This window comes from Polynucleobacter sp. es-EL-1 (genome assembly GCF_018687975.1).
Taxonomy (GTDB): Bacteria; Pseudomonadota; Gammaproteobacteria; order Burkholderiales; family Burkholderiaceae; genus Polynucleobacter.
The window spans coordinates 637,682-659,104 of record NZ_CP061310.1; the positions used below are offsets into that span (position 1 = coordinate 637,682).

Here is a 21,423-nt window from a genome sequence, read left to right on the forward strand (position 1 = left end):
TTAAACCTTTTGTTGTAAGCTAGCAAGATGAGTATCAAACAATTAAATGCCGCCTATCTTGCGCCCGATGATCGCTTGTTATTTCGTTTTAACACGATCGAAAATACGGAGTTTCGTTTTTGGTTTACGCGCAGAGTCACTCTATTTATTCTGGCTGCTACACAACATTTGATTGTGAGGAGTCTAGAGCAGGATCACACATCTCAGGCCGCTCAGGCAATTGCCCAATTTAATAAGGATACAGTAGAGCTGAATCCAAGTGCCCATGGTGTTTCACTAACAACCCCTTACATACCTGCTGAAAATTATCCTCTTGGTGCTGATCCAATTCTGATAATGGATGTCAAATGTACATTTGAGAAGGATGGGTCCGAAGAGGCACTCTCCCTTGAACTTATTTTGCCAGGTGGAGCGAACATCAACCTCAAAATGGCTGGACCAACCATGCAGGCTATGCTCGGACTGCTAAATCAATTGCGCCAGCATGCAGCATGGGGTGAGGTACCGGCCCTTAGTCAGCAGAGCTTTGCCAATGAGGATGATGACCAACACAAAAATTCACCTTTAGCACATTAGTCTTATGCTTAAAAAATCTCAATTTCACTTTTAATGGTTTTTAGAGCAAATTTTTTAGTTTTTAATTGGACAGCTAGCACTTCACCTTATTTTTGAATATTTAGAGCTTAAATGTTCTAAACCGGTGATTTCAGGCTAGAATTTCATCCTTAAATAAGGAGTTTTATGAAGCGCATCATGTTGTTGGCTAAATTGCATCGGGCTGTTGTGACCGAGGCGGATTTGCACTATGAAGGTTCCTGTGGGATTGATGAGAATCTCCTGGAGGCTGCCGATATGCGTGAATTCGAAAAGATTGAGCTTTACAACATTAATAATGGAGAGCGTTTCTCAACTTACATTATTAAAGCGGCTCGTGGCTCTGGTGCCATTTCACTCAATGGTGCTGCAGCCCGTAAAGCACATGTTGGCGATCATCTGATCATCTGTACTTATGGGCCGGTAGATGATGAGGAGGCGACTGCGCATATTCCTAAGGTTGTTTTATTGGACGATCACAATCGCATCAAAGAAGTGAAAAAAATCACTAACTAAATGTAAATGCACGAAAGCTGCCTCCAATTAAAAGGGCAGTTTCGCTTCCGGTTTAGCAGCTAATAAGGCTACTTTAAATTCCGCCTGAATCCGCTTAATCGCCGCTTCACTATCCGCCTCAAATCGCATGACCACTACTGGTGTGGTATTCGAAGGTCTCGCTAGACCAAATCCATCTGCATACTCTACGCGTACGCCATCAATCGTATTAATAGACTCAGAGGTGGGGAACTTGGCGTTAGCTTTAATGGTTTCAAGTAATGCAAAAGGCTCACCCTCTGCACAGGCAAGTTGCAACTCTGGTGTGCAGATTGCGTTCGGCAAGTTGTTCAAGGTATCGCTAGGATTGTGTTCTTTGCTCAGAATCTCTAACAAGCGTGCGCCGGTATAGAGGCCATCATCAAAACCAAACCAACGATCTTTAAAGAAGATATGACCACTCATTTCTCCAGCAAGCGGGGCACCCGTTTCCTTGAGCTTGGCTTTAACTAATGAGTGACCCGTTTTCCACATGATCGGTTCACCACCATGCTCTTTGACATAGAGCGCAAGATTGCGAGTGCATTTGACGTCATAAATGATCTGACCACCAGGATTGCGTGAGAGAACATCTTTTGCAAACAGCATCATCTGACGATCGGGGAATATCACTTGTCCGTCTTTAGTGACAACACCTAAGCGATCAGCATCGCCATCAAAAGCAAGGCCTAATTCATTATCGGTGGTCTGGAGGTTCTTGATGAGATCTTGTAAGTTCTCAATATGGGCCGGATCAGGATGGTGATTGGGGAAATGACCATCGACTTCACAGAATAGTTCTTGTACTTCGCAACCCAAGGCGCGGAAAAGTTTTCCTGCGAAGGCGCCACCAACACCATTGCCACAATCAACGGCAATTTTCATGGGGCGAGCCAGCTTGATGTCCCCAACGATATAGTTTAAATACATGGGGAAAATATCAAAGGTACTGCGAATGCCTTGACCGCTAACGAACTTTTTAGCTTCAATACGTTTGCGCAAGCCCTGAATTTGATCTCCATAAATCGCCGCACCACCTAAGACCATTTTGAAGCCGTTGTAATTAGGAGGATTATGGCTACCCGTAATCATGATGCCGGACTTCGGGGTCTTGCCATCGATCGAGTGGTTAGCAGCAAAGTACACCATCGGTGTTGCCACCATACCCAGATCAATCACATTAATTCCGGTAGAGAGGAGGCCTTCGGTAAGTGCCTCAATTAGGCCGGGCCCCGATAGGCGACCGTCGCGTCCAATCACAATATCGGTTTCATCAAGCTCACGCATTTCAGTGCCAAAAGCTTGACCAATCTGTTTGGCGATCGATGGATCTAAGGTCTCATTAATAATACCGCGGATGTCATAGGCTTTGAAAATCGATGGAGACAATTGCATTGGAGATCCTTAGAAAATGCAGTACTTACTGAGTCACAGTTTTATTTTGAATTGAGAAAATTAATACGAGCTGCAGTCACCGCATCAATATCTGCATTAGCTTGAATATTATTTTGGTGGCTGGCTAGGGCTTTCTCAATTGGCTTGGCTAAGACCTTGCCGTATTCAACGCCAGGCTGGTCAAAGCTGTTGATATTCCACAGTGCCCCTAAGCTTGCTGTGCGATGCTCATAAAGAGCAAGTAGGGCGCCTAAATAGAAGGCATCTAACTTGGGTAACAATAAGAGATTGCTCGGACGTTTGCCGGGATAGACATCATTAGGATTGCTGGCTGTTTTGCCATTGGCTAATGCTTGTGCTTGAGCTAAGCAGTTCGATAACAAAATACGATGATGCGCCACTGCCTCTGGACGATCACTCATGGGTTCTCTTACGGCGATGAAATCAATCGGAATGATTTCAGTTCCTTGATGAAAGAGTTGGAAATAAGAATGCTGCGCGTTACTTCCCGCACTACCAAATACTACCGGTGAAGAATGTTTTACAGGCTTTCCATCTCGATCGATACTCTTGCCATTGCTTTCCATATCCAGCTGTTGCAGCCACTTGGGAAACCAATCTAAAGCGTCAGCATAGGGAATGGCGGCGAACGCTTTAATGTCGTGCTGCTCCTGTTGGTAGAGCAAAGTCAGTGCCATGATAACTGGCAGATTTTGCTCAAGCGGTGCATTTTGAAAATGCAAGTCCATTGCTTGGGCGCCTGCCAAAAACTGCTTGAAAGTTTCAAAACCATACTGGAGCGCAATGGGTAAGCCTACTGCCGACCAGACGGAGTAGCGACCACCAACCCAATCCCAAAAAGGGAGGATGTGATCTTCCAAAATACCAAATGCTTTGGCAGCCGCTACGTTTGCGGACACCGCATAGAGTGACTGGGCAATTTCTTCTGGGTTGCGACCACAATCTTTGAGCCAAGCAACAACCGCCTTGGCATTCATCGTGGTTTCAAGGGTGGTGAAGGATTTGGAAACAATGATGACCCGAGTCGTCTGAGGTTTTGCTCTGGCTAAGATGCGGGCTAACTCCGCAGTATCAATGTTGGCCAAAAAGTGCATGTGCATGCCACGATTCTGAATACCGGGCACATGGGCAAGGGCTTCAATGGCCAAGCGGGGGCCAAAATCCGAGCCACCAATGCCAATATGAATGACATCAGTCACACCATCCCATTGCTTACTAATCACCTCAATACGTTCCCAAACTTTGGCAACTGCTGGCATGACATCAGCGCCAGCAATCATGACGGGGGTTTGGGAGAGATTGCGTAGTGCGGAGTGAAGCGCTGGACGGTCTTCGCTGTTATTAATATGCTTGCCAGCAAACATATCGGCTATAAACCCTTCAAGTCCAGACTGACGCGCTCCTGCAAAGAGGGACTGCCAAGCGCGGTCATCAATACCCTGGTATGCAGTATCTAAAGAAATATCGATGACTGAATGCAGATTTTGCGGGGGTAAAGATGCTGGTAAAGACATTGCTAGATTTTATCAATAAGGCCATCAAAATCCCCTTAAAACGCTGAAAATGTTACGATTTCGTTAATAACAAGGCTTTAGCCGAGGCAAAAGTCATTACAAAATTGAGACATATCTGAAATCAGGTCAGGAATAACCGAATGGAGCAGGTGGATTGCGTCGTAGTGGGCGCTGGAGTGGTTGGATTAGCGGTTGCCCGAGAAATGGCGCTGCAGGGTCGAGAAACTATCTTGCTCGAGCGTGAGGATTCGTTCGGAACTATCAGTAGCGCTCGCAATAGCGAAGTCATTCATGCAGGAATTTATTACCCAAAGGGTTCTTTAAAAGCAAAACTCTGTGTCGAGGGTAATCAGCGGTTATATGAGTATTGCCGCACTCACCAGGTAAGCACTCAGGCTTATGGAAAATTGATTGTTGCTACAGACAGTAGTCAGTTAGATGATCTGCAAGCTATTTTGTATAAAGCTCAGCAAAACCATGTCCCTGATATCAAGATGATTACCGGGGCGCAGGCAAAAGCTTTAGAGCCTCAACTGCGTTGTGAGGCTGCAGTCCTCTCTGCCTCTACCGGTGTAGTTGATAGTCACGGCCTCATGCTCTCCTTACTTGGAGGATTTGAGGATGCTGGCGGTATGGTTGCTTACCAATCCCCTTTACTTGCTGCAAAGCCGATCGGTGCTATTGCTGAAGGGGGCTTTGAGCTCACCATTGGCGGCGCTGATGGCATGACTATTCAGACAAAGCTGTTGATTAACTGCGCCGGACTGAGTGCGCCAGCCTTAGCCCAACGCATTGAAGGGCTTGCTAAAGACCAAATACCTAAAGCGTATTTCGCTAAGGGAAATTATTTTTCCCTTTCTGGAAAATCGCCATTTAGCCATTTGATTTATCCCATTCCAGAGCCGGGCGGCTTGGGAGTTCATCTCACACTGGATATGGGTGGCCAGGCCAAGTTTGGTCCGGATGTGGAATGGCTGGAAATTGAAGAGGAAGGTCAAATCAGCTATACGGTCGACCCCCAGCGTGGTGAAGGCTTTTATGCTGCTGTGAGGCAATATTGGCCTGAGCTCAAAGACGGCGCTTTACAGGCCGATTACTCTGGAGTCAGGGCAAAAATTGTTCCACCCAATGCTCCTGCAGGAGACTTTCATTTCAATGGGCCCCAGCAGCATGGGCTACAGGGATTATTTAATCTTTATGGCTTCGAGTCCCCTGGGCTTACTTCATGCTTGGCAGTAGCAGGGCATTTGGAATCACTCATTAAGCAATCCCAATAACAGTCTTAATGCAGTGGTCCAAATGGATTCAGTAATTCAATCTTAAAGCGCTTAAAGTCTTTGGTATTTCTGGTTACCACTGTGAGTTTCTTCTCTATTGCAGTCGCTGCAATCATGGCATCCTCACGGACCGTATTCGACTGGGTGTGCATTAGTTTTGCCCATAGGCTAAAAGTTGTCCCAGTCATGGCTAGAACATGGTGACTCCTCAGAATTTCCGCCAACCAAACATCAAGAGATTCTGCTTTTTCTCTATCTTGCTCTCTAGTTAGCTCGATTCCTGCCTGAATCTCCCCTATAGAAACTGCAGAAATATAGAGATCTTCCTCCGCAACAGTCTTGAACCACTCTAAAACTGCGCCATGGGGTTTTAACTTACGCAATTCTGAAATGACATTGGTGTCTAAAAGGTACATATTTGCGATTAAAGTTTGGCGGGTTTGCGGACCAAGCCTTGTCCGCGTTTTGGCAGAATCAAATCTCCCTTTGCATCCTCCGAGAGAAGGAGGGATTTCAGAGAGGGTTTAGCGAGTTCTTTCAATGCATTCCACTCCTTAATGGTGATGAGTACAGCCGTTTCATGCCCTCTTTTAGTGACTACTTGAGGACCCTCTTTGAGACAAGCATTTAATAGCTCACTGAATTTTGCTTTTGCATCCTGAACTGCCCAGCGGTTGTTTGCCATTTTTACTCCTGACTAGATATCTGACTAGTTTACCAGTTAAGGAGCTATCATTTCTCGTTGCCAGGAGGTATTTGAGCAAGGAGGGTGGGCTAATAAAACAGGCTCCATTTGAGTTTTGTGTGTGATGTTTCTGAATTCCTTATAATCAAGGACTCAATTCGCAAAGGAAGAGTGGCAGAGCGGTTGAATGCACCAGTCTTGAAAACTGGCGAGGATGAAAGTCCTCCGTGAGTTCGAATCTCACCTCTTCCGCCAGTATTTATATAGAAAGCCCAGTAAATTCAATGAGTTACTGGGTTTTTTGTTGCCTATTTTATCTCCAGTACCCACATTGGTACCCACTTATTCTTCAAGTCGTTCCCTGGTTAGGGGTAGCTTTTCTAGCTTGTCTCTTGGGGGTGGTGTGGCTGTTCTATTGTGGCGCTGCTGGTCTTCAGATGCCACCTCAAACTCTCTGGCGCGTTGCAGCTCCTGTTCTTTGACCTCAGCTAGCTTGGATGCTGGAATGACCATGCCGTCCTTAATAAGGCGCTCCAGTTGGAATTGCTTAAAGGTTTGAGTCTTTACCTTGCCAGAATATTTAGCGGTGCTGTTATCTGAGCTGTCGAAGTCCATGTAATTACTCTAACAAAATTTTAGCGGGGTACCCCGTTATCAATTTTCTGAAAGCCGACCCCCACCCACCCGGCACCCCCCATTTTTGAAAAAGGGCCCCATCCGCTTATCCTTACACACTGTTTTGCTCAAACGATTTTAATTTTTTGACACATGTCAAAACTTATACATGTGATTGGTAATGACTACAGGCCGGCTTTTTTGAGTAGCTCTGCGGCTGAGAGGTTGAGGGTGTTAGCTATCTTGACTAGATTAATCATTGCCAGGTTATGTTCTCCGCGCTCGATACCACCCATATAGCTTCTATCAATGCCAACCTCATTGGCTAGCGCCTCCTGAGACAGTCCCAGGGCTAGTCGAATATCCCTAATAACAGCGCCAAGTGCAACTAATTCGCTTGTGCCGCTATATGTTGGTGAAGGTTTTGCCATAGGCAGCATGTTTGCCTATTGACGTTTTTAATACCACGGGAGATGATACCCAGTACTTATAAAAACTAAAGATACCAAATGACGAAATATGTGAATCAGGATGTATTTGATGCCTCACTACTTCTAGCTGCTGCTGATTATTTAGATTCAGGTAGCGAATTACAGTTACACAGTACAGTTGGTCAGTTGGTTCAGTACTACCAAAATGATTACGTTGGTGACTATTTATTTCGGAATCAATTGATAGAAATGGTGCCTAAGTTAGTCAAAAAATTTGAAAAAATTTCTAAAGCAGTATTAGTCGAGAGGCTTAAGTTTGCAGCGGATGTCAGAATGCAACTTGATGACAATATGAAGAGAAAATCTTCGCTAAAGAAAATGTTTGGGGGTACTGCATTTACCTCTGGCCATCCCAATCCAAATGTAAGGGCTGAAACTGGCCTAATTAATGCAGAGTACTTGGTAAATCTTGTAATGTCTGGGGTATGACAAGAATTTCTTCTTTCCATATATATGGATGTCCAGATTGCAAGCGGGAGCATATTTTGCCTAACTATGCCTCCATAAGCGTGACCGTAGCTGTCGATGCTTATGTACCTGATGAGGACTTGAGGATATGTTTTGGTTGCGGGGCTGTGAAGCCCTTCAAGCAATTTGTATATGTCGGCACAAAACAAAAGCCCAGGCCTGACCATACCCCGTCTTATGTGAGATTAATTAAACGGTTGTTTGGCATAAGGCAACGGGAGGTGGAAGTCCATCCAACTAGGATTTATCGATATCTGCATGCAAAATCTAAACCAACGCTTGGAAGCTTTTTATAAAGCTGTTATATTTCAATCTACATCAAGAGATGGCTTTGTCGCCACAGCAACCTGCTAACGCTAGTAAGGTGCTAAAAAGATGAGACTCATGAAGAATGAGTAATCAAAGGCGACAAACCCACCACACCGGTGGGTTTTTTATTGGGTGAAGTGGCTCTAGCTCAATATTTGAGCCTTCTAGTCTTGATAATTTTTATGTAGAGATTAATTAATCGAATTGGAGGCTATATGCGTGATTACACATACCTAGGTGGAGCTCGTTTTACCGTCAATAATTTGTTTCGTAGTCTGCGCTTTGATATCGATAGGCTCGATATGAGTTGGGTAGATGGAGAAAAGCCAGAATTCAGCCGGGGGTTTCGGATCGTTGATAACGATGAGGCTAATACCGTTACCGTTGATGGTGAAGATGGTGATAACTTGATTTATAGCCTTGCGTATATTTTCAGCAAAGAAGATGGCGCTGATAACTTTAGGGCTGCGACTGACGAATATCTCAAGGCTGCTCTAGAGACCAAAGAATATTTGGTAACTAGTCAAAAAAAAGATCCCGAGGGAAGGGCTGAATTTGCAGAGGCTGTAGTTCACTAGATGTATGAGGTAGTAAGGGCGGAGTTAAACCGAATTGCCAGGCCCAGACAGTCGTCAAATTGGCTAAAGAGGAGAGCGCAATGTTTAGACCGCCACCGGAATACAAGTGGAAACAGCAGGTTAGCATTTACCAGGCGAAATTTAGGAGAAAGGTGCCCCAGTGGGTTCTGACTCTAAATTTGGATGATGCAGCTAGATTGCTATCAAGTTGCATCTATCTTAATTACAAGTTGCCCGCAGATGTCTTGATCCCCGGGGAAGCATTAAATGGTTATGGTGGGTTGTGGTCCCCATCACGAAACCGTTGGGATGTGAAGGCAAATCCACCAACTAGCCTCAAATCAAATAAGGAGTAATCATGTCAATTCTGAAAAAGGGAGTCCTATGCGTCATTATTGGAGGATGCCCAGAAAACATAGGCTTAATTGTTGAGGTGGTATCCCATCTCGGAAGGCATGAGGGGCGAGAGGATGCTTACGAGATCAAAACCGTTACAAGTCGTAAGTTCAATCAATTATGGAGTGGGACTAGGCTTGTGAAGGGTTACTCAACAGAGGCTATTACTGATAGACATAAGTTAAGGCCCCTGATTAATCTAGGGGATGAACCACCGTTAGCTGAGTATCAGGAAAAACTAGATGCAATCACAATATGATCGCGCTGGATTAATTGCTTTAATTAAAGCTGAGTTCAAGATTGACTGGCGCGGTGTTCATGGGGCTAATCACTGGGCTCGGGTGCTTCATCATGGGAAAAATATTGGCGCCATTAGAAAGGCGGACTTAATGGTTGTTGAGCTATTTTGTTTTCTGCACGATAGTTGTCGTCTGAATGATGGGCGAGACCCGCAACATGGCGCGAGGGCTGCTGAATTTGCACACGGTATCCATGGGGATTTCTATAGCCTTAAGCCAATGCAGCTGGAGACACTTTGCTATGCTTTGAAGCATCACTCTGGTGGAGATGTGTCGTTGGATGCAACCATTCAGACTTGCTGGGATGCTGACAGATTAGATTTAGGTAGGGTGGGGATATTTCCATCTCCGGAGTTCCTCTCCCCAGAGGCGTCTATTTTTATTGATTTAGCCCATGACTGGAGCCTTAGAAGGTAGTCTTACCCCCTCCGTTTAAGTCCCATAGAAACTTGTAATTTCGAAATAAAACTCTCTTTTGAATCGATAGGCCTTGGATTCTCTATGGCGATCTAATTCCACCATTTTTTCAAGCTCACCACTCTTTTGGATTGCTTCAAAACGATCGGTGATTTCGCTCCATGCGGCATCAGAGAACCCAAGAACACTAAAGACTAGCTTGTCATAGCGTCTGTCATCTCGAGAAATAAGCTCTTGCTTTTCAAGATCCCAGCGTATTCCAGAATACTTTTCATCGGATTGGCGAAAAATAATCATTTCCTCATAAATTCTTTTTTCTACAAAGAGGTATTCAATGCCTACGCCATCAAATGGCATGTTTGGGTTTACCATTGAATCGTATTTATTTATTACGCAAGCCGTGTCAAGGTCGTAGCCCCAGCCGCCGGCGATGGGAAGATCTATGTTGAAGTCTTCATAAATGATTTGTCTGGGCGACTCTCTCGTCAGTAGCTGAGATGGTTCTCTTAGAAGGGCTGTCATTAGTAATATCGTTTCAGTGATTTAGTGAGTTCATCTTTAATGCGCTTTTTAAGGTTTGCCGGTCCAATAACCTCAACTCCAGATCCATGCTTTAGGATATCCATCACTAGCTCAGGATCCTGGTTGTAATCAAACTCAAGGTTGTAATAGCCATCTTTATCAAAGGCGCCTACTTGCTGGCCATGCCAATGCTCGCCAGCTACCCATCGAGCATGTTCAGGTGTAAAGCGTAGCCTAGCCCTTTGGGTGGCTTTACCAGAGAAGATTCCATAACTCTCGGCGAAATGCTCCTGACATTGTTTGTCCGATATTTCTTCCGCCTTTTTATTTAAAAGGGTTGCTTTACGAATACCGTCAACTGCAAAGCTACGTAAATCATTGCGAAGGTGACAGTAGGCATCTAGATACCAATTCTCTCGGTAATAAATTAGCCGTTGCGGGGAGATTTCACGCTCTGTGGTTTCATCACTGCTTTTAGAGTAATAGGCAATATCTAGGCGGTTACGCTTTAAGAGTGCTGCGCCAATTTCGGAGAAATTTTCAATAGAGTTTTTACGAGATCCTATACCTACTACCTTTATGCGCTTACGCAATTCCTTGGCAGATGTTTCGCTCTGACCTAAGATGCCATCAATGATGGCGGTAAGTGGTTCTATATGGGGCCCAATTAAGCCGCCCTGATCCAATGAAGAAAGTAAGTGCTGCATTAATACAAGAGCAGTCGCTTCTTTTTCTGAGAACCAAAGCCCAGGCATTTCAATCTTATCCACTTGGTCTGGATTCTCAAACTTATAACCCCCCATAAAGCGGTCATAAACGATAGAGGCTTTTAAACGACTGCGCAGGTACTCTAGGTCGCGCTTAAAGGTGGCGGGAGATATCTCGAGCTCAGATAGAAAGGCATCACGCGGGACGCACTTACGTTGCTGAATCATGTACTTAATGCGATGCAAGCGCTCTATATCACTCATGATTAATGATCTTTAAGTATGTGAAGTTAAGATCTTACCGTACTAGCTCATGAGATGAGCTTTAAATAGTGGGCTATAACCCGCAACCACAAATGATCTTATTTCCATAGGCTGGTATGCATCGATAGGGTTCATATAGCGTGCATTTTGGGTATGCAAATGCTGAATTTGATATCAACAGCAGAAATAAACTGCCAATTAATTTTTTCATCATGGATCCGCTATGAGAAGAGTTTTCTAAAATAAAGTCTTCGCCAGCTAACCGGCTCAGAAGAGAGAAATGATTCGGCAATTAGGGTGTCGGCTTGTTGAGCCTTTAAGGCATACTTTTTTGCAGCTTTTGAGGAAGGCATGCCGGCAATAACAGCCGCATCTAATGTTGCTTGCACGATAAATGGTTTAAATAGTGGATTGCTAGACGAGATTTGTAATGGCACCACGATGCTCATAATTAAGGCGCTATAGATCATGGCTACCTCTTCGCCGGTGTGTAGCCAACTCTATTTCCGGAGTTATCAAAGTAATTCGTAACGCCGCTTGGAGCTTTTACCTCATAGCCAATTCTGTTTCCCGAGTTGTCATAAACCCCATTTTTAGCGCTTGCATTGTAAGGACTGTTTTCCATGTTGTATGGGCTGTTGCGCATGTTGTACTGCGAGTTTTCCATGTTGTATGGGCTGTTCTGCATGTTGTATGGGCTGTTTTCCATATTTATTGTTTGTGCTGCGGTGAAAGCAGAGATTACCGAACCAACAATGATTAATAATGTGTTTTTGGCCTTCATTTAACCCTCCTTATAAAATCTATGAGTAATAATGAAGGTTTAAAGGCTCAAATAATGAGCTAGTAGTAACCCATAATAAAAACATGCAAAAACAAGTAAATAAGCGAATGAAGAAAATAAAGCTGGGAGAGTTTTTCTCAGGACCAGGCGGTATTGCATATGGAGCTCATTTAGCAGCAAAAAAAACGCAGTTATTTGAATTGGAGCACGCATGGGCTGTAGATAATCATGCGTCGACTTGTGAGACCTATATCCGAAATATTAAGGGCGCATCTCCAGACTCAGTTTTTTGTGAGGATATAAAAACCTTCAATTTTCAAAATCTAAATAATATTGCAAGCAATATAGATGGGTTCGCATTTGGGTTTCCGTGCAATGACTTTAGTCTCGTTGGTCAACAGAAGGGTATGCATGGTCAATTTGGTCCTCTTTATACATATGGAATTAAAGCTTTAAAGCAATTTCAGCCAAGCTTCTTTATTGCTGAAAATGTAGGAGGTATCACTAGCGCAAACAATGGTGATGCTATCGCTAAGATACTTCATGAACTAGAGGCTGCTGGATATTCAATTACACCGCACTTATATAAGTTTGAAGAATATGGTGTCCCGCAAGCTAGGCACCGTCTGATTATTGTGGGCATTAAAAAATCATTAGATTTGATTTTTAGAGTCCCTACGCCAACCCATAAAAATAAATTTAAAAGTGTTGCGGATGCGCTTGAGGCAAGGCCTATAGCAAGTAACGCATACAACCACGACAAAACTATTCAGTCGCCTGTAGTAGTGGAGCGTCTGAAGCATATTCTCCCTGGGCAAAATGCTTGGAATGCATCTTTGCCTAAGCACTTGAAGCTTAATGTAAAGGGCGCGAAATTAAGTCAAATTTATAAACGACTTGAGGCAGATAAACCTTCGTATACGATCACCGGATCGGGTGGTGGTGGAACGCATGTGTACCACTGGAGAGAGCCAAGGGCGCTAACGAATCGTGAAAGAGCGAGGCTTCAAACGTTCCCGGATTCATTTGAATTTATGGGCTCCAAGGAAAGTGTTCGTAGGCAAATTGGTATGGCAGTGCCCCCGTTGGGGGCAAAGGTTATTTTTGAGGCCGTAGTGAAGACTCTCCTTGGAATACCTTACAGCTCAATTGATGCTCCCTCTCTGCATGGTAAGGGCAGGTAATGGACATGATTGATCTTTCGCCCCCGGCAAGTTCTTTAATTGAATCTATTCGAAGCATTGGCTACTCATTTGATGCTGCAGTAGCAGACATTATTGATAACTCAATTAGTGCTGGCGCATCAAAGGTCGCGGTTAATTTAAATTACCTAAACGACAAATCAGTTTCTGTAACCATTGTTGATGATGGACGTGGAATGTCTCCTCCCGAACTACGTTTAGCCATGTCACTTGGGGGGCGTGGTCCAGGAGAGAAGAGGGGGGCGGATGACCTTGGTAGATTCGGCTTAGGTCTAAAAACTGCTTCATTTTCACAGGCTAAAAGATTGACTGTTATATCAAGAGCTAGTCTGGATGAAAATTATTATGGTATCGAATGGGATTTAAATGTTGTTATTGCGTCAAATAAATGGGAGGCTCGAGAGCTTAGTCATGATGATTGCTGCAATGAGTTATTGACTTTTAAGATCAAGCCCTTCGATGTTGGGACTGCTGTCATTTGGTCGGATTGCGATAGATTGATAAATGACTCGGAGGGGGGCGATGAAGTTGCGAATCATTTAAATCGACTTTTTGATGAGTTAAAGAAAAAACTGTCGCTGATATTTCATAAATATATTGATAAATCAAACTTTAATATCAAGGTTAACGATAGCACTTTAAAGGCAATGGATCCATTTGCAACGAAAGGCAAGGATGGATATGCAACATCGCAATTGCTTTTTAAGGAGACAAGAAGTGTCGATAGTTCGGAAATATCAATAACTGGTTATTTATTACCGCACATCAGTCGAATGGGAGGGGCGGCTCGAGAAAGGGAAATTTCAATCGATGCTGAGCATACGGGCTCACAGGGCCTCTATCTTTACAGAAACAATAGATTAATTGCCTACGGAGGTTGGCAGCAGATTGTGAGAAAGACGGAGGCTAATAAATTAGCTAGGTTGGAGATTTGTTTTGGAAATGATGCAGATCATCTGTGGCAGCTTGATATCAAGAAGTCTACTGCTACCTTACCAATCGCTCTTAGATCGAGATTGAGGGATTTAATTCGGGGTATCTCGAATAGATCCAACGAAGTTTTTGTTAGGCGTGTACAGATGAAGAAGTCAAACCCAAATTCTGTATGGGAACGAATATACGATAAAGAAACAAAATCTATTACTTATCAGATTGATAGGTCCCATCCTATTGTAGAGAAATTATTGGAAAGCTTCGATGGAAAAGATGAGTTGGTTGATGATTTGCTAGTGTTTATCGAAAATACATTCCCTGTCGATTTAATTTCCAATGATGTTGTAGCAGGCGATGGCAGTATTCCAAGGTCTATACAAGAAACGGAAAGCCAAATATCAGAGCTCGCAGAAATTGTGTCGGAAGCTGGTCTTTCGTTCGATATGTTTAAGGCAACTGTGATGGGGTGCGGTCTCTATAAGCTAAATCCCAAAGAGCTTGATGATCTAATAAATCACTATAAGGATCTTTTTGAAAATGAATGACTTAAATAAAGAAGCCTTTTTTGTTGATCTTATTGCGCGAGAGATTCTCAGGCTTGCATCAAACTCCGCCTTAACAGGGTCGGTACGACCAGCGTGGATAAGTGAGAACGTAGACCTTTTAGCAAAGAATTTGAATTACCCTTTAAATGAAGCGGCTAAGGAGCGGGTAGTCTCCTTAGTAAGGATGAAAATTGACGTTACTGTTGAGGACGCAGTAATCATTGTGGATAACAAGCCATTCAAAGAATGGTTCAAGCCTGAGATGTTGGGTGGCTACTGGGCCAGATTCTATAAATACCTAGTCCAGAAAGATCACATACCAAACGCTGTTTTAAGTCGCCTAAATGAAGACACCAATAAAATTTTAGGGAGAATGGCTGATCCGAAATCATTCGAGTACTTTAATTGCAAGGGAATGGTTGTTGGTGATGTACAGGCCGGTAAAACACTTAATTATTCTGCTCTCATAAATAAGGCTTGTGATGTAGGTTATCAAGTAATTATTGTTTTAACTGGCATTACGGAGGATTTACGAAGCCAGACTCAAGAGAGGCTAGATAAAGATTTTGTCGGTCAAAAATCTAGGGCCGGAAACCAGCAGGCTATGAATGCAGCGGGAACGGTAGGGGTAGGTCATGTAGATGGATCACTAAAACCATTCTGCCTTACGGATGTAGTTACAGATTTTAAGCGTTCCCGAGTTTTTCCTATAGATAGCGTTACCCAGCCGATTTTAATAGTTGCAAAAAAGAATAAATCTGTACTTGATGAAATTAATTCATGGATAAATTCTCAAAAGAAAAATTCAACTGATAAGGTTCAAAAACCATTTTTAATCATAGATGATGAGGCAGATAATGCCTCGGTAAATACCGGCAAGGTAGATGAGCAACCAAAGGTTATTAATCACGCGATACGTCGACTAATTGATAGCTGTGCCCGAGTCACCTATGTTGGTTATACAGCGACGCCTTTTGCAAATATTTTTATATCGCCAGACGACTCATATGATGCCGCGGATATAAAGGAGCTATTTCCAACAGATTTTATTGTCTCTTTAAGTCCTCCCGACAATTATTGTGGTGGCAATTTCTTTTTTGTTAATGATGAAACATCAGAAAGGGCTCTTGAATACATTAAGGATGCGGATAGTTATTTTGCTTCCAAGAAGAAAGCTCAAGCTCAAGCCCAGCTTGTAGAGCTTCCGCCATCCTTACATAAGGCAATAAGACAATTTTTTATTGCTTCAGCTATAAAAGATATAAGAAGGTCGTCTGCTCTAATCCCACCTAATCAGGAGAACTCTTTTGACAGTATGTTGATAAACATATCAACGCTTAAAAATACTCAAAATACAGTTAAACCTCTAGTCTCCGATGTTGTTGATAACATCAATAGATCTATCTCTGTCTCTCAGTTGGCGGATTCATCAAACGATCCGAATGCTATAGCTTTAAAAACGGAATTTTCTGATTCATTTGAGAATTTAGTTGATATCCCTGTTACATGGCAGCAAGTCCGCGAGGCTCTGATTTCGATGGATAAGCCGGCTGTAGTCTCAATCAATGGTGACTCGGATGATTCTTTAAAGTGGGATGAGCATTCACCGAAAAAAATAATTGCAATTGGTGGCCTCACATTATCAAGGGGCCTTACCTTGAACGGATTAACTATTAGCTATCTATATAGAAACTCCACTATGTATGACACCATTATGCAAATGGGTAGGTGGTTTGGCTACAGAGATGGATTCAGGGATCTTCTCCGTTTATGGTGCATGCCGCATGTTGCGGATGCCTATCAAAATGCTACAAAGGCTACTGAGGAGTTGCGGTCTGACATTATTCAAATGAATAAGCAAAAAATGACGCCAAGAGAATTTGGAATGAAAGTTTCTGCTTATCCAGGTCTTCTACCTACAGCAAAAAATAAAATGCAGCTTGGTGTAGAAGTTACACATAGCGTTTCATTTTCGGATAAAAAACGAGAGACGTACTTTTTTAATGTAGATCCGAGTATCGAGTGTTTTAATGAGGATCTTGTGCTTTCATTTGTTAAAAATTTAGCAAAAAATTATCCATCTACCTATACGGGAAGTGCGGATGGCTCAAGCAGGCATAAGTGTTTTTTAAATATTCCCGGGGATGTGGTTATTCCCTTGTTGATTGACTATAAATATCAACGTGGGAATAAGGACCTTCCTGAAAAATATTTTCGCGATTACATCAGTGAATTAATGCATAGCGAACTGAAGATTTGGAACGTAATTTTCTTTAGCCGAAAGACCGCTTCTTCAGAGTTTGGCCGGTCAGAGGCTCTAAGTGATGCCTTGGGTGAAGAAATTAATTCTCAAGAGCGAAGCATATTTTTGAAAATTTGGGATCGTCAGCGGGACTCAACATGCATTCCATTAAGTGCTAACAGGCAACTCTCTACAGGTGATATTTCTGAATTGGTTCCCGATAAGACGTTACCAACGTTGATTATTCACTCCATTAAGGCGGGTAACCCAACAAAAGATTTTGAGGTTCCGGATCATTTGCTGGGTGTTAAGGGTAGAGAGTTTTTTGGATTAACAATTCTATTTCCAACCACCTCTTCTTCAAGTAAGTCTGTGAAGTGCATTGCAACGCCTGATTATATAAAGCGGTATTTTGGAGATGATGATGGGGAGGAGGAGTTTTAATGCTTATCTGGGAAGGCCTAACAACTCCTGAGAAGGGTACTTTCTCTTTGCGGATGGAGCATCAAGCATCCTATGGCAATTGGAGCTGGCTAAAAACTGCTGATAGTGGCGTTGGAATCGTCTTGGAATTTCATGGAGGCGTTGATATTTCAAATATTGCGTCAACAAAATACTTTGAGGTTGAGGTTAAAAATGTCCCTCACATCGGTAACTTGCTGACTATAGTTTGCCGAGATGCTGAATTCTTTGGAATATTTGAGGTTCTTTGTAGAGATCTTATTGTTGCGGCAATTTCCGCTCAAGATTTGCCTGAAGCTGTTAGATTGATTGGTGATCGAATAGCGGCATGGACCAAACTCTTTGCACGCGGATACAAAGGATTGCGAAAAAATGAGGTTTATGGATTGGCGGCGGAACTATCATTTTTAAAAAAATGGCTTTCAGCTGATTTTTTAGAGAGGGTTGATGGATGGTCGGCCTCAAAGGGTAGTTCGCAAGACTTTATTTCTAACAATAAAGGAAAAGCAGTTGAGATTAAGGCTCGCTCCACATCTCAAAATGTCGTCAAAATTTCATCGCTCGAGCAGCTGGACTCTGGTACCCCACTTTTCTTGGGCGTATACCCTGTTGCACAAATTAAGGAGGGCGAATTCTTTGAGACGCTTGATAGTCTAGTCTGTGATGTTGCCAATAATTTAGGGCAACAAGATTTACTTATGTTTAACCAGTTGTTGCTTCTTGCTGGTTATATAAAAGGAGAGTATGAAGGCTATCGAATGAAGATTGGTCTACCAGAGTTTTATGAAATCTCCGCCGGATTTCCTCGAGTAATCAGATCTAGCATACCTAGTGAGATTATCAGTTGTCGATATGAATTAAATTTGGATAAGTGCAGTAACTACAAAATTAAAGAGGGCGAATTAGTTGAGTTATGGATGAGCTAATTACAGTACAGGAGTATTACGAGTCATTGCTTGGAGATATTAATCTATCTGCCAATATCGATGGATCGGCGGTTGAAATCAGTTTCCTTCGGCAGGCCCTGGATAAGCTTGTTGATTGTGGTGAAATCAATGATTACGATCTAAATGAAGATGGGAATGACTCCTCGGGTATGTGGAGGATTGACGCCATCTCCGTTGATAATATCTCCGAAGCATCAACCGGTGCAATTTCTCTCTTCGTATCCTTATTCGATAACTCACCAACGCCATCGAATTTAATAAAAACAGATTTAGATTCATTGTTAAGAAAAGTTAAGAGATTTGTTGAGTATTCTCTTGAGAAGGACCCATATACTTTTTTTGAACCCGGTGGATTCGCTTTTGAAACAGCTCTTGAAATTAAAAATAATTTTAAGAGTAACGCCAATAATTTTCGAATATTTGTTATCTCTAACCGACCAGCTAGCTCCCGAATTAGTGGTATTCCACCAATTGAAATTCATGGCGTAAAGGCGGATGTAATCGTTTGGGACCTTAATCGATTTTTTCAACTCGAGCTATCCGGAAGGGAGCGTGAAGACCTTGAAATTGATTTGTCAGATCGCCCGATAAAAGCCTTGCTAGCATCTAAGGCGGATGCGGACATGACATCAGTGCTGGCTGCTATCCCAGCCTCAACGCTTATTGACATTTATTCGAGATGGGGAGGGCGACTACTTGAGCAAAACGTTCGTAGCTTCTTGACATCAAAAGTAAAAGTTAATAAGGGCATTAGGGAGACTATTAAGTCTTCACCATCAAAGTTTTTTGCTTTTAATAATGGCATTACTGCAACAGCTGAATCAGCCACTCTAGAGGAGCGCAAGGATGGGTTGTACATAACGGCACTAAAGAATTTTCAAATTGTGAATGGCGGGCAGACAACAGCATCGCTCTATTCGGCTGCCACTAAAGATAATTTTGATATCTCAGAAATATTCGTTCAGATGAAGTTGTCTATAGTTAGCCAAGAAAAGGCCTCTGACATCGTTCCTTTTATATCCAGATATGCAAATTCGCAAAATAAGGTAACCGAAGCAGATTTATTTTCTAATCACCCATTTCATATTAGATTTGAGCAATTTTCCCGAAAAATCACGCCACACCCTAAACCCGGTTTCTTGGTCGGTGAGAGGTGGTTTTATGAGCGCGCTAGGGGTCAGTATGTGAATGAACAGGCTTATATGACTAAGACTGAAAGAATTAAGTTTCAGACCTTATACCCTAAGCAGCAGTTAATTACCAAAACCTCATTAGCTAAATACATTAATTCATTTGAAAAGATTCCTTTTGTGGTCAGCAAAGGGGCTGAGTTTAACTTCGGTAGATTTGCTGACAACATTGCAAAATTGTGGGAATCTTCCGAGGCGAACATTAACGAAGGTTTTTATAAGGCCTCTATTGCCAAGGCAATTATTTTTAAAACCATTGAGAATTTAATCGCCTCTCAGAAGGGTTCTTGGTACCTTGGCCATCGAGATAAGCTGGTTCCATACACAATTTCTTATGTAGCAAATGCCTTGTCGAGACATTCTAAGGAGATTGACTACGACTTAATTTGGCGAAGGCAGGAGGTACCTCAGGAATTGCAAGATCTTTATCTTAAGGTTGCCGAAAGGGTCAACACTCTAATGCATGCATCTGATAGGCCTTTTGGTAACGTTGCAGAGTATGCAAAAAGAGAAGTTTTTTGGAATGTCGTTAAAAGTGATAGTTCAACTCTTGATATATCAAGCATTGAGAAGTCAACAATTGGCGCTAGGGAGTTAAGAGACGCCGTATTTTATGAGCGGCTTAATCAAACGTTACGAAATAATCAGGACCTCGCGGTCACAATTAAAGCCATCACACCTGAGAAGTGGGCCAATGTCGAGGCCTATGTCATAGATACCAATCAAGATAATCCGGCAAAACTGACCCTCATTCGCAGGGCGGCAACTAGACCAGATTCCCTAACTGACCATCAGTGCAAAGCTTTAAATAAGATTCTGACTGACTATGAATCACATTTCAGGGGGTAATATGAGTTTGGCCGATTCTCTATGGGAAGAAGATGAAATCAGGGATGCGGTTATTGCATATAAGTCCATGCAAAACGATATCGCACTTGGAAATAAGATTGTAAAAAAGCAAATATATAAAACACTTTCCGAGAAGTGGGGTAGGTCTGAAAAATCCTACGAGATGCGCATGAGTAATATCTCGGCAGTGCTTGCTCTTCATGGAAGATCTTGGATAAAGGGTTTAAAACCGCTTTCCAATGTCGGCACTAATGTTATGGCGGTAATAGAGAAGTGTCTCAATGAAGCCGAGGGAGCTACTGACTTTTCTAGCGCTCCGTTCGAGATTGAGGTAGCAAATAAAGTAAAAAGTGGGAAAATTGACAAGCCTATCGGGAATGTACATCCTGGTAGCAGGCAATCAACGATAACTTTAATCGCAAGAGATCCTGACGTGAAAGCCTGGCTCTTGGTCAATGCCAATGGAGTTTGTGAGAATTGCAATTGCCAAGCCCCATTCATATCCTCAACTGGAATCCCTTATCTCGAAGTTCACCATGTAAAAAGGCTGGCTGACTCTGGGGCTGATACTCCGGAAAATGCTGTAGCAGTTTGTCCAAATTGCCATAAAGCCTTGCACTATTCTGAGTCAAGAGATGTTATCGTTGAATCCTTATATGAACGAATTGCTAGGCTAGAAAGGTGATCGTCCGTATTGGTTTTTTGTAGTCGTGTATTTGCGAAAATTATTCTGAAACATTATTGATTTCCACTAATTAATTTTTCAATCAATTCCAAAACGTTTTCTTGCGGGCTTAATTTCGGCTTTATGTAGCCTGTAGGTTTTCTACCCCTGGTATGGGTTCCAGTAAACATATTTAAACAGTCCCCAATATCTCGCAAAACTAAAAGAGCAATAGAAGCCCGCCTGTGTTCGGACTCTGCCTCTTTGGTCCTTTCACCGTTTTTAAATCGCCAATGCTTTGCACCTTTGGGCACATTACGTGGATATTGAGGTTGGTGTATCGCACACGCATGCCTAGAGTTATATGCGCATGGATTCTTGCAGCGCTGCCCATGCCTAGTCAGAACTTGACATTGTTTGGCGCCATTTAGTACGCTGGGTAACATAGTGCGGTATTAGACATTTAAAAAAATATGGTGTAGGGGGTCCTTGGGTGGCTAACTATTTTATTTTCCGTAT

The 21,423-nt window shown here is 42.8% G+C and carries 23 protein-coding genes, 1 tRNA gene and 1 riboswitch; of the genes, 14 read left to right on the forward strand and 10 right to left on the reverse strand.

The window, feature by feature from the left end; all coding sequences use genetic code 11:
* Nucleotides 1–27 precede the first annotated feature (27 nt).
* Together FD974_RS03225 and panD are read left to right on the forward strand one after the other, a co-directional pair.
* Nucleotides 28–576, forward strand: a complete 549-nt coding sequence (locus FD974_RS03225) for a hypothetical protein (protein WP_215365744.1) — start codon at nt 28–30, stop codon at nt 574–576.
* Nucleotides 577–741: 165 nt separating this feature from the next.
* The gene (gene panD, locus FD974_RS03230) at nt 742–1,110 is read left to right on the forward strand and encodes an aspartate 1-decarboxylase (RefSeq protein WP_215365753.1); all 369 of its coding nucleotides are present in this window, start codon (nt 742–744) and stop codon (nt 1,108–1,110) included.
* Nucleotides 1,111–1,137: 27 nt separating this feature from the next.
* Here the strand turns inward: panD and FD974_RS03235 are convergent, their stop codons facing one another.
* A complete protein-coding gene (locus FD974_RS03235; RefSeq protein ID WP_215365755.1) occupies nt 1,138–2,523 on the reverse strand; it encodes a phosphomannomutase/phosphoglucomutase in 1,386 nt (461 codons plus the stop codon).
* Between the two features lie 41 nt (nt 2,524–2,564).
* Nucleotides 2,565–4,058, reverse strand: a complete 1,494-nt coding sequence (pgi, locus tag FD974_RS03240; protein ID WP_215365756.1) for a glucose-6-phosphate isomerase — start codon at nt 4,056–4,058, stop codon at nt 2,565–2,567.
* A 140-nt stretch (nt 4,059–4,198) separates the two neighbouring features.
* Between pgi and FD974_RS03245 the strand changes: the two genes are divergently transcribed.
* Nucleotides 4,199–5,335: an NAD(P)/FAD-dependent oxidoreductase gene (locus tag FD974_RS03245; protein WP_215365758.1), complete on the forward strand. Its 1,137-nt coding sequence runs from the start codon at nt 4,199–4,201 to the stop codon at nt 5,333–5,335.
* A gap of 5 nt (nt 5,336–5,340) precedes the next feature.
* Here FD974_RS03245 and FD974_RS03250 read toward each other — a convergent pair whose 3' ends face one another.
* Together FD974_RS03250 and FD974_RS03255 are read right to left on the reverse strand one after the other, a co-directional pair.
* Complete coding sequence (locus FD974_RS03250; protein ID WP_215365760.1) at nt 5,341–5,751, reverse strand: type II toxin-antitoxin system VapC family toxin; 411 nt, start codon at nt 5,749–5,751, stop codon at nt 5,341–5,343.
* Between the two features lie 8 nt (nt 5,752–5,759).
* The gene (locus tag FD974_RS03255) at nt 5,760–6,020 is read right to left on the reverse strand and encodes a type II toxin-antitoxin system Phd/YefM family antitoxin (RefSeq protein WP_215365762.1); all 261 of its coding nucleotides are present in this window, start codon (nt 6,018–6,020) and stop codon (nt 5,760–5,762) included.
* 165 nt (nt 6,021–6,185) lie between these two features.
* Between FD974_RS03255 and FD974_RS03260 the strand changes: the two genes are divergently transcribed.
* Nucleotides 6,186–6,275: transfer RNA gene (locus tag FD974_RS03260), tRNA-Ser, on the forward strand.
* 87 nt (nt 6,276–6,362) lie between these two features.
* Here the strand turns inward: FD974_RS03260 and FD974_RS03265 are convergent.
* Both FD974_RS03265 and FD974_RS03270 read right to left on the reverse strand, forming a co-directional pair.
* The gene (locus FD974_RS03265; protein ID WP_215365763.1) at nt 6,363–6,635 is read right to left on the reverse strand and encodes a hypothetical protein; all 273 of its coding nucleotides are present in this window, start codon (nt 6,633–6,635) and stop codon (nt 6,363–6,365) included.
* Nucleotides 6,636–6,820: 185 nt separating this feature from the next.
* The gene (locus FD974_RS03270) at nt 6,821–7,066 is read right to left on the reverse strand and encodes a helix-turn-helix domain-containing protein (RefSeq protein WP_215365765.1); all 246 of its coding nucleotides are present in this window, start codon (nt 7,064–7,066) and stop codon (nt 6,821–6,823) included.
* A 78-nt stretch (nt 7,067–7,144) separates the two neighbouring features.
* Between FD974_RS03270 and FD974_RS03275 the strand changes: the two genes are divergently transcribed.
* The 4 genes from FD974_RS03275 to FD974_RS03290 all read left to right on the forward strand — a co-directional run bounded on the left by FD974_RS03275 (nt 7,145) and on the right by FD974_RS03290 (nt 9,593).
* Nucleotides 7,145–7,555 (forward strand): hypothetical protein, encoded by a 411-nt coding sequence (locus FD974_RS03275; RefSeq protein ID WP_215365767.1) that lies wholly within the window; start codon nt 7,145–7,147, stop codon nt 7,553–7,555.
* 349 nt (nt 7,556–7,904) lie between these two features.
* Nucleotides 7,905–8,007: riboswitch (SAM-I-IV-variant riboswitch) on the forward strand.
* 111 nt (nt 8,008–8,118) lie between these two features.
* Nucleotides 8,119–8,481: a hypothetical protein gene (locus FD974_RS03280; RefSeq protein WP_215365769.1), complete on the forward strand. Its 363-nt coding sequence runs from the start codon at nt 8,119–8,121 to the stop codon at nt 8,479–8,481.
* 358 nt (nt 8,482–8,839) lie between these two features.
* Complete coding sequence (locus FD974_RS03285; protein ID WP_215365771.1) at nt 8,840–9,136, forward strand: hypothetical protein; 297 nt, start codon at nt 8,840–8,842, stop codon at nt 9,134–9,136.
* Complete coding sequence (locus tag FD974_RS03290; RefSeq protein ID WP_215365773.1) at nt 9,120–9,593, forward strand: hypothetical protein; 474 nt, start codon at nt 9,120–9,122, stop codon at nt 9,591–9,593. Before FD974_RS03285 ends, FD974_RS03290 begins: the two co-directional genes overlap by 17 nt.
* A 15-nt stretch (nt 9,594–9,608) precedes the next feature.
* On the opposite strand, the gene FD974_RS03295 is transcribed toward FD974_RS03290, so the two are convergent.
* From FD974_RS03295 to FD974_RS03310, 4 genes are all read right to left on the reverse strand, one after another.
* Nucleotides 9,609–10,115: a hypothetical protein gene (locus tag FD974_RS03295; RefSeq protein ID WP_215365775.1), complete on the reverse strand. Its 507-nt coding sequence runs from the start codon at nt 10,113–10,115 to the stop codon at nt 9,609–9,611.
* Entirely contained in the window at nt 10,115–11,086 is a 972-nt protein-coding gene (locus FD974_RS03300; RefSeq protein WP_215365777.1) for a YafY family protein, read from the reverse strand. The genes FD974_RS03295 and FD974_RS03300 overlap by 1 nt, the downstream gene beginning before the upstream one ends.
* 221 nt (nt 11,087–11,307) lie before the next feature.
* Nucleotides 11,308–11,556, reverse strand: a complete 249-nt coding sequence (locus FD974_RS03305) for a hypothetical protein (RefSeq protein ID WP_215365779.1) — start codon at nt 11,554–11,556, stop codon at nt 11,308–11,310.
* 2 nt (nt 11,557–11,558) lie between these two features.
* On the reverse strand, nt 11,559–11,870 hold the full coding sequence (locus tag FD974_RS03310; protein ID WP_215365781.1) for a hypothetical protein: 312 nt from the start codon (nt 11,868–11,870) through the stop codon (nt 11,559–11,561).
* An 83-nt stretch (nt 11,871–11,953) separates the two neighbouring features.
* On the opposite strand from FD974_RS03310, the gene FD974_RS03315 reads away from it, so the two are divergent.
* The 6 genes from FD974_RS03315 to FD974_RS03340 are packed head-to-tail and all read left to right on the forward strand — an operon-like array spanning nt 11,954 to nt 20,925.
* Nucleotides 11,954–13,054: a DNA cytosine methyltransferase gene (locus FD974_RS03315; RefSeq protein ID WP_215365783.1), complete on the forward strand. Its 1,101-nt coding sequence runs from the start codon at nt 11,954–11,956 to the stop codon at nt 13,052–13,054.
* Entirely contained in the window at nt 13,054–14,550 is a 1,497-nt protein-coding gene (locus tag FD974_RS03320) for an ATP-binding protein (protein ID WP_215365785.1), read from the forward strand. Before FD974_RS03315 ends, FD974_RS03320 begins: the two co-directional genes overlap by 1 nt.
* Nucleotides 14,543–17,236: a Z1 domain-containing protein gene (locus FD974_RS03325; RefSeq protein ID WP_215365787.1), complete on the forward strand. Its 2,694-nt coding sequence runs from the start codon at nt 14,543–14,545 to the stop codon at nt 17,234–17,236. Before FD974_RS03320 ends, FD974_RS03325 begins: the two co-directional genes overlap by 8 nt.
* The gene (locus FD974_RS03330; RefSeq protein WP_215365788.1) at nt 17,236–18,180 is read left to right on the forward strand and encodes a PD-(D/E)XK motif protein; all 945 of its coding nucleotides are present in this window, start codon (nt 17,236–17,238) and stop codon (nt 18,178–18,180) included. The genes FD974_RS03325 and FD974_RS03330 overlap by 1 nt, the downstream gene beginning before the upstream one ends.
* Nucleotides 18,168–20,240 carry an AIPR family protein gene (locus FD974_RS03335; protein ID WP_215365790.1) on the forward strand — a complete coding sequence of 691 codons (2,073 nt, stop codon included), beginning with the start codon at nt 18,168–18,170 and terminating at the stop codon, nt 20,238–20,240. The genes FD974_RS03330 and FD974_RS03335 overlap by 13 nt, the downstream gene beginning before the upstream one ends.
* Before the next feature lies 1 nt (nt 20,241).
* Complete coding sequence (locus FD974_RS03340) at nt 20,242–20,925, forward strand: HNH endonuclease signature motif containing protein (RefSeq protein ID WP_215365792.1); 684 nt, start codon at nt 20,242–20,244, stop codon at nt 20,923–20,925.
* Nucleotides 20,926–21,423 lie beyond the last annotated feature (498 nt).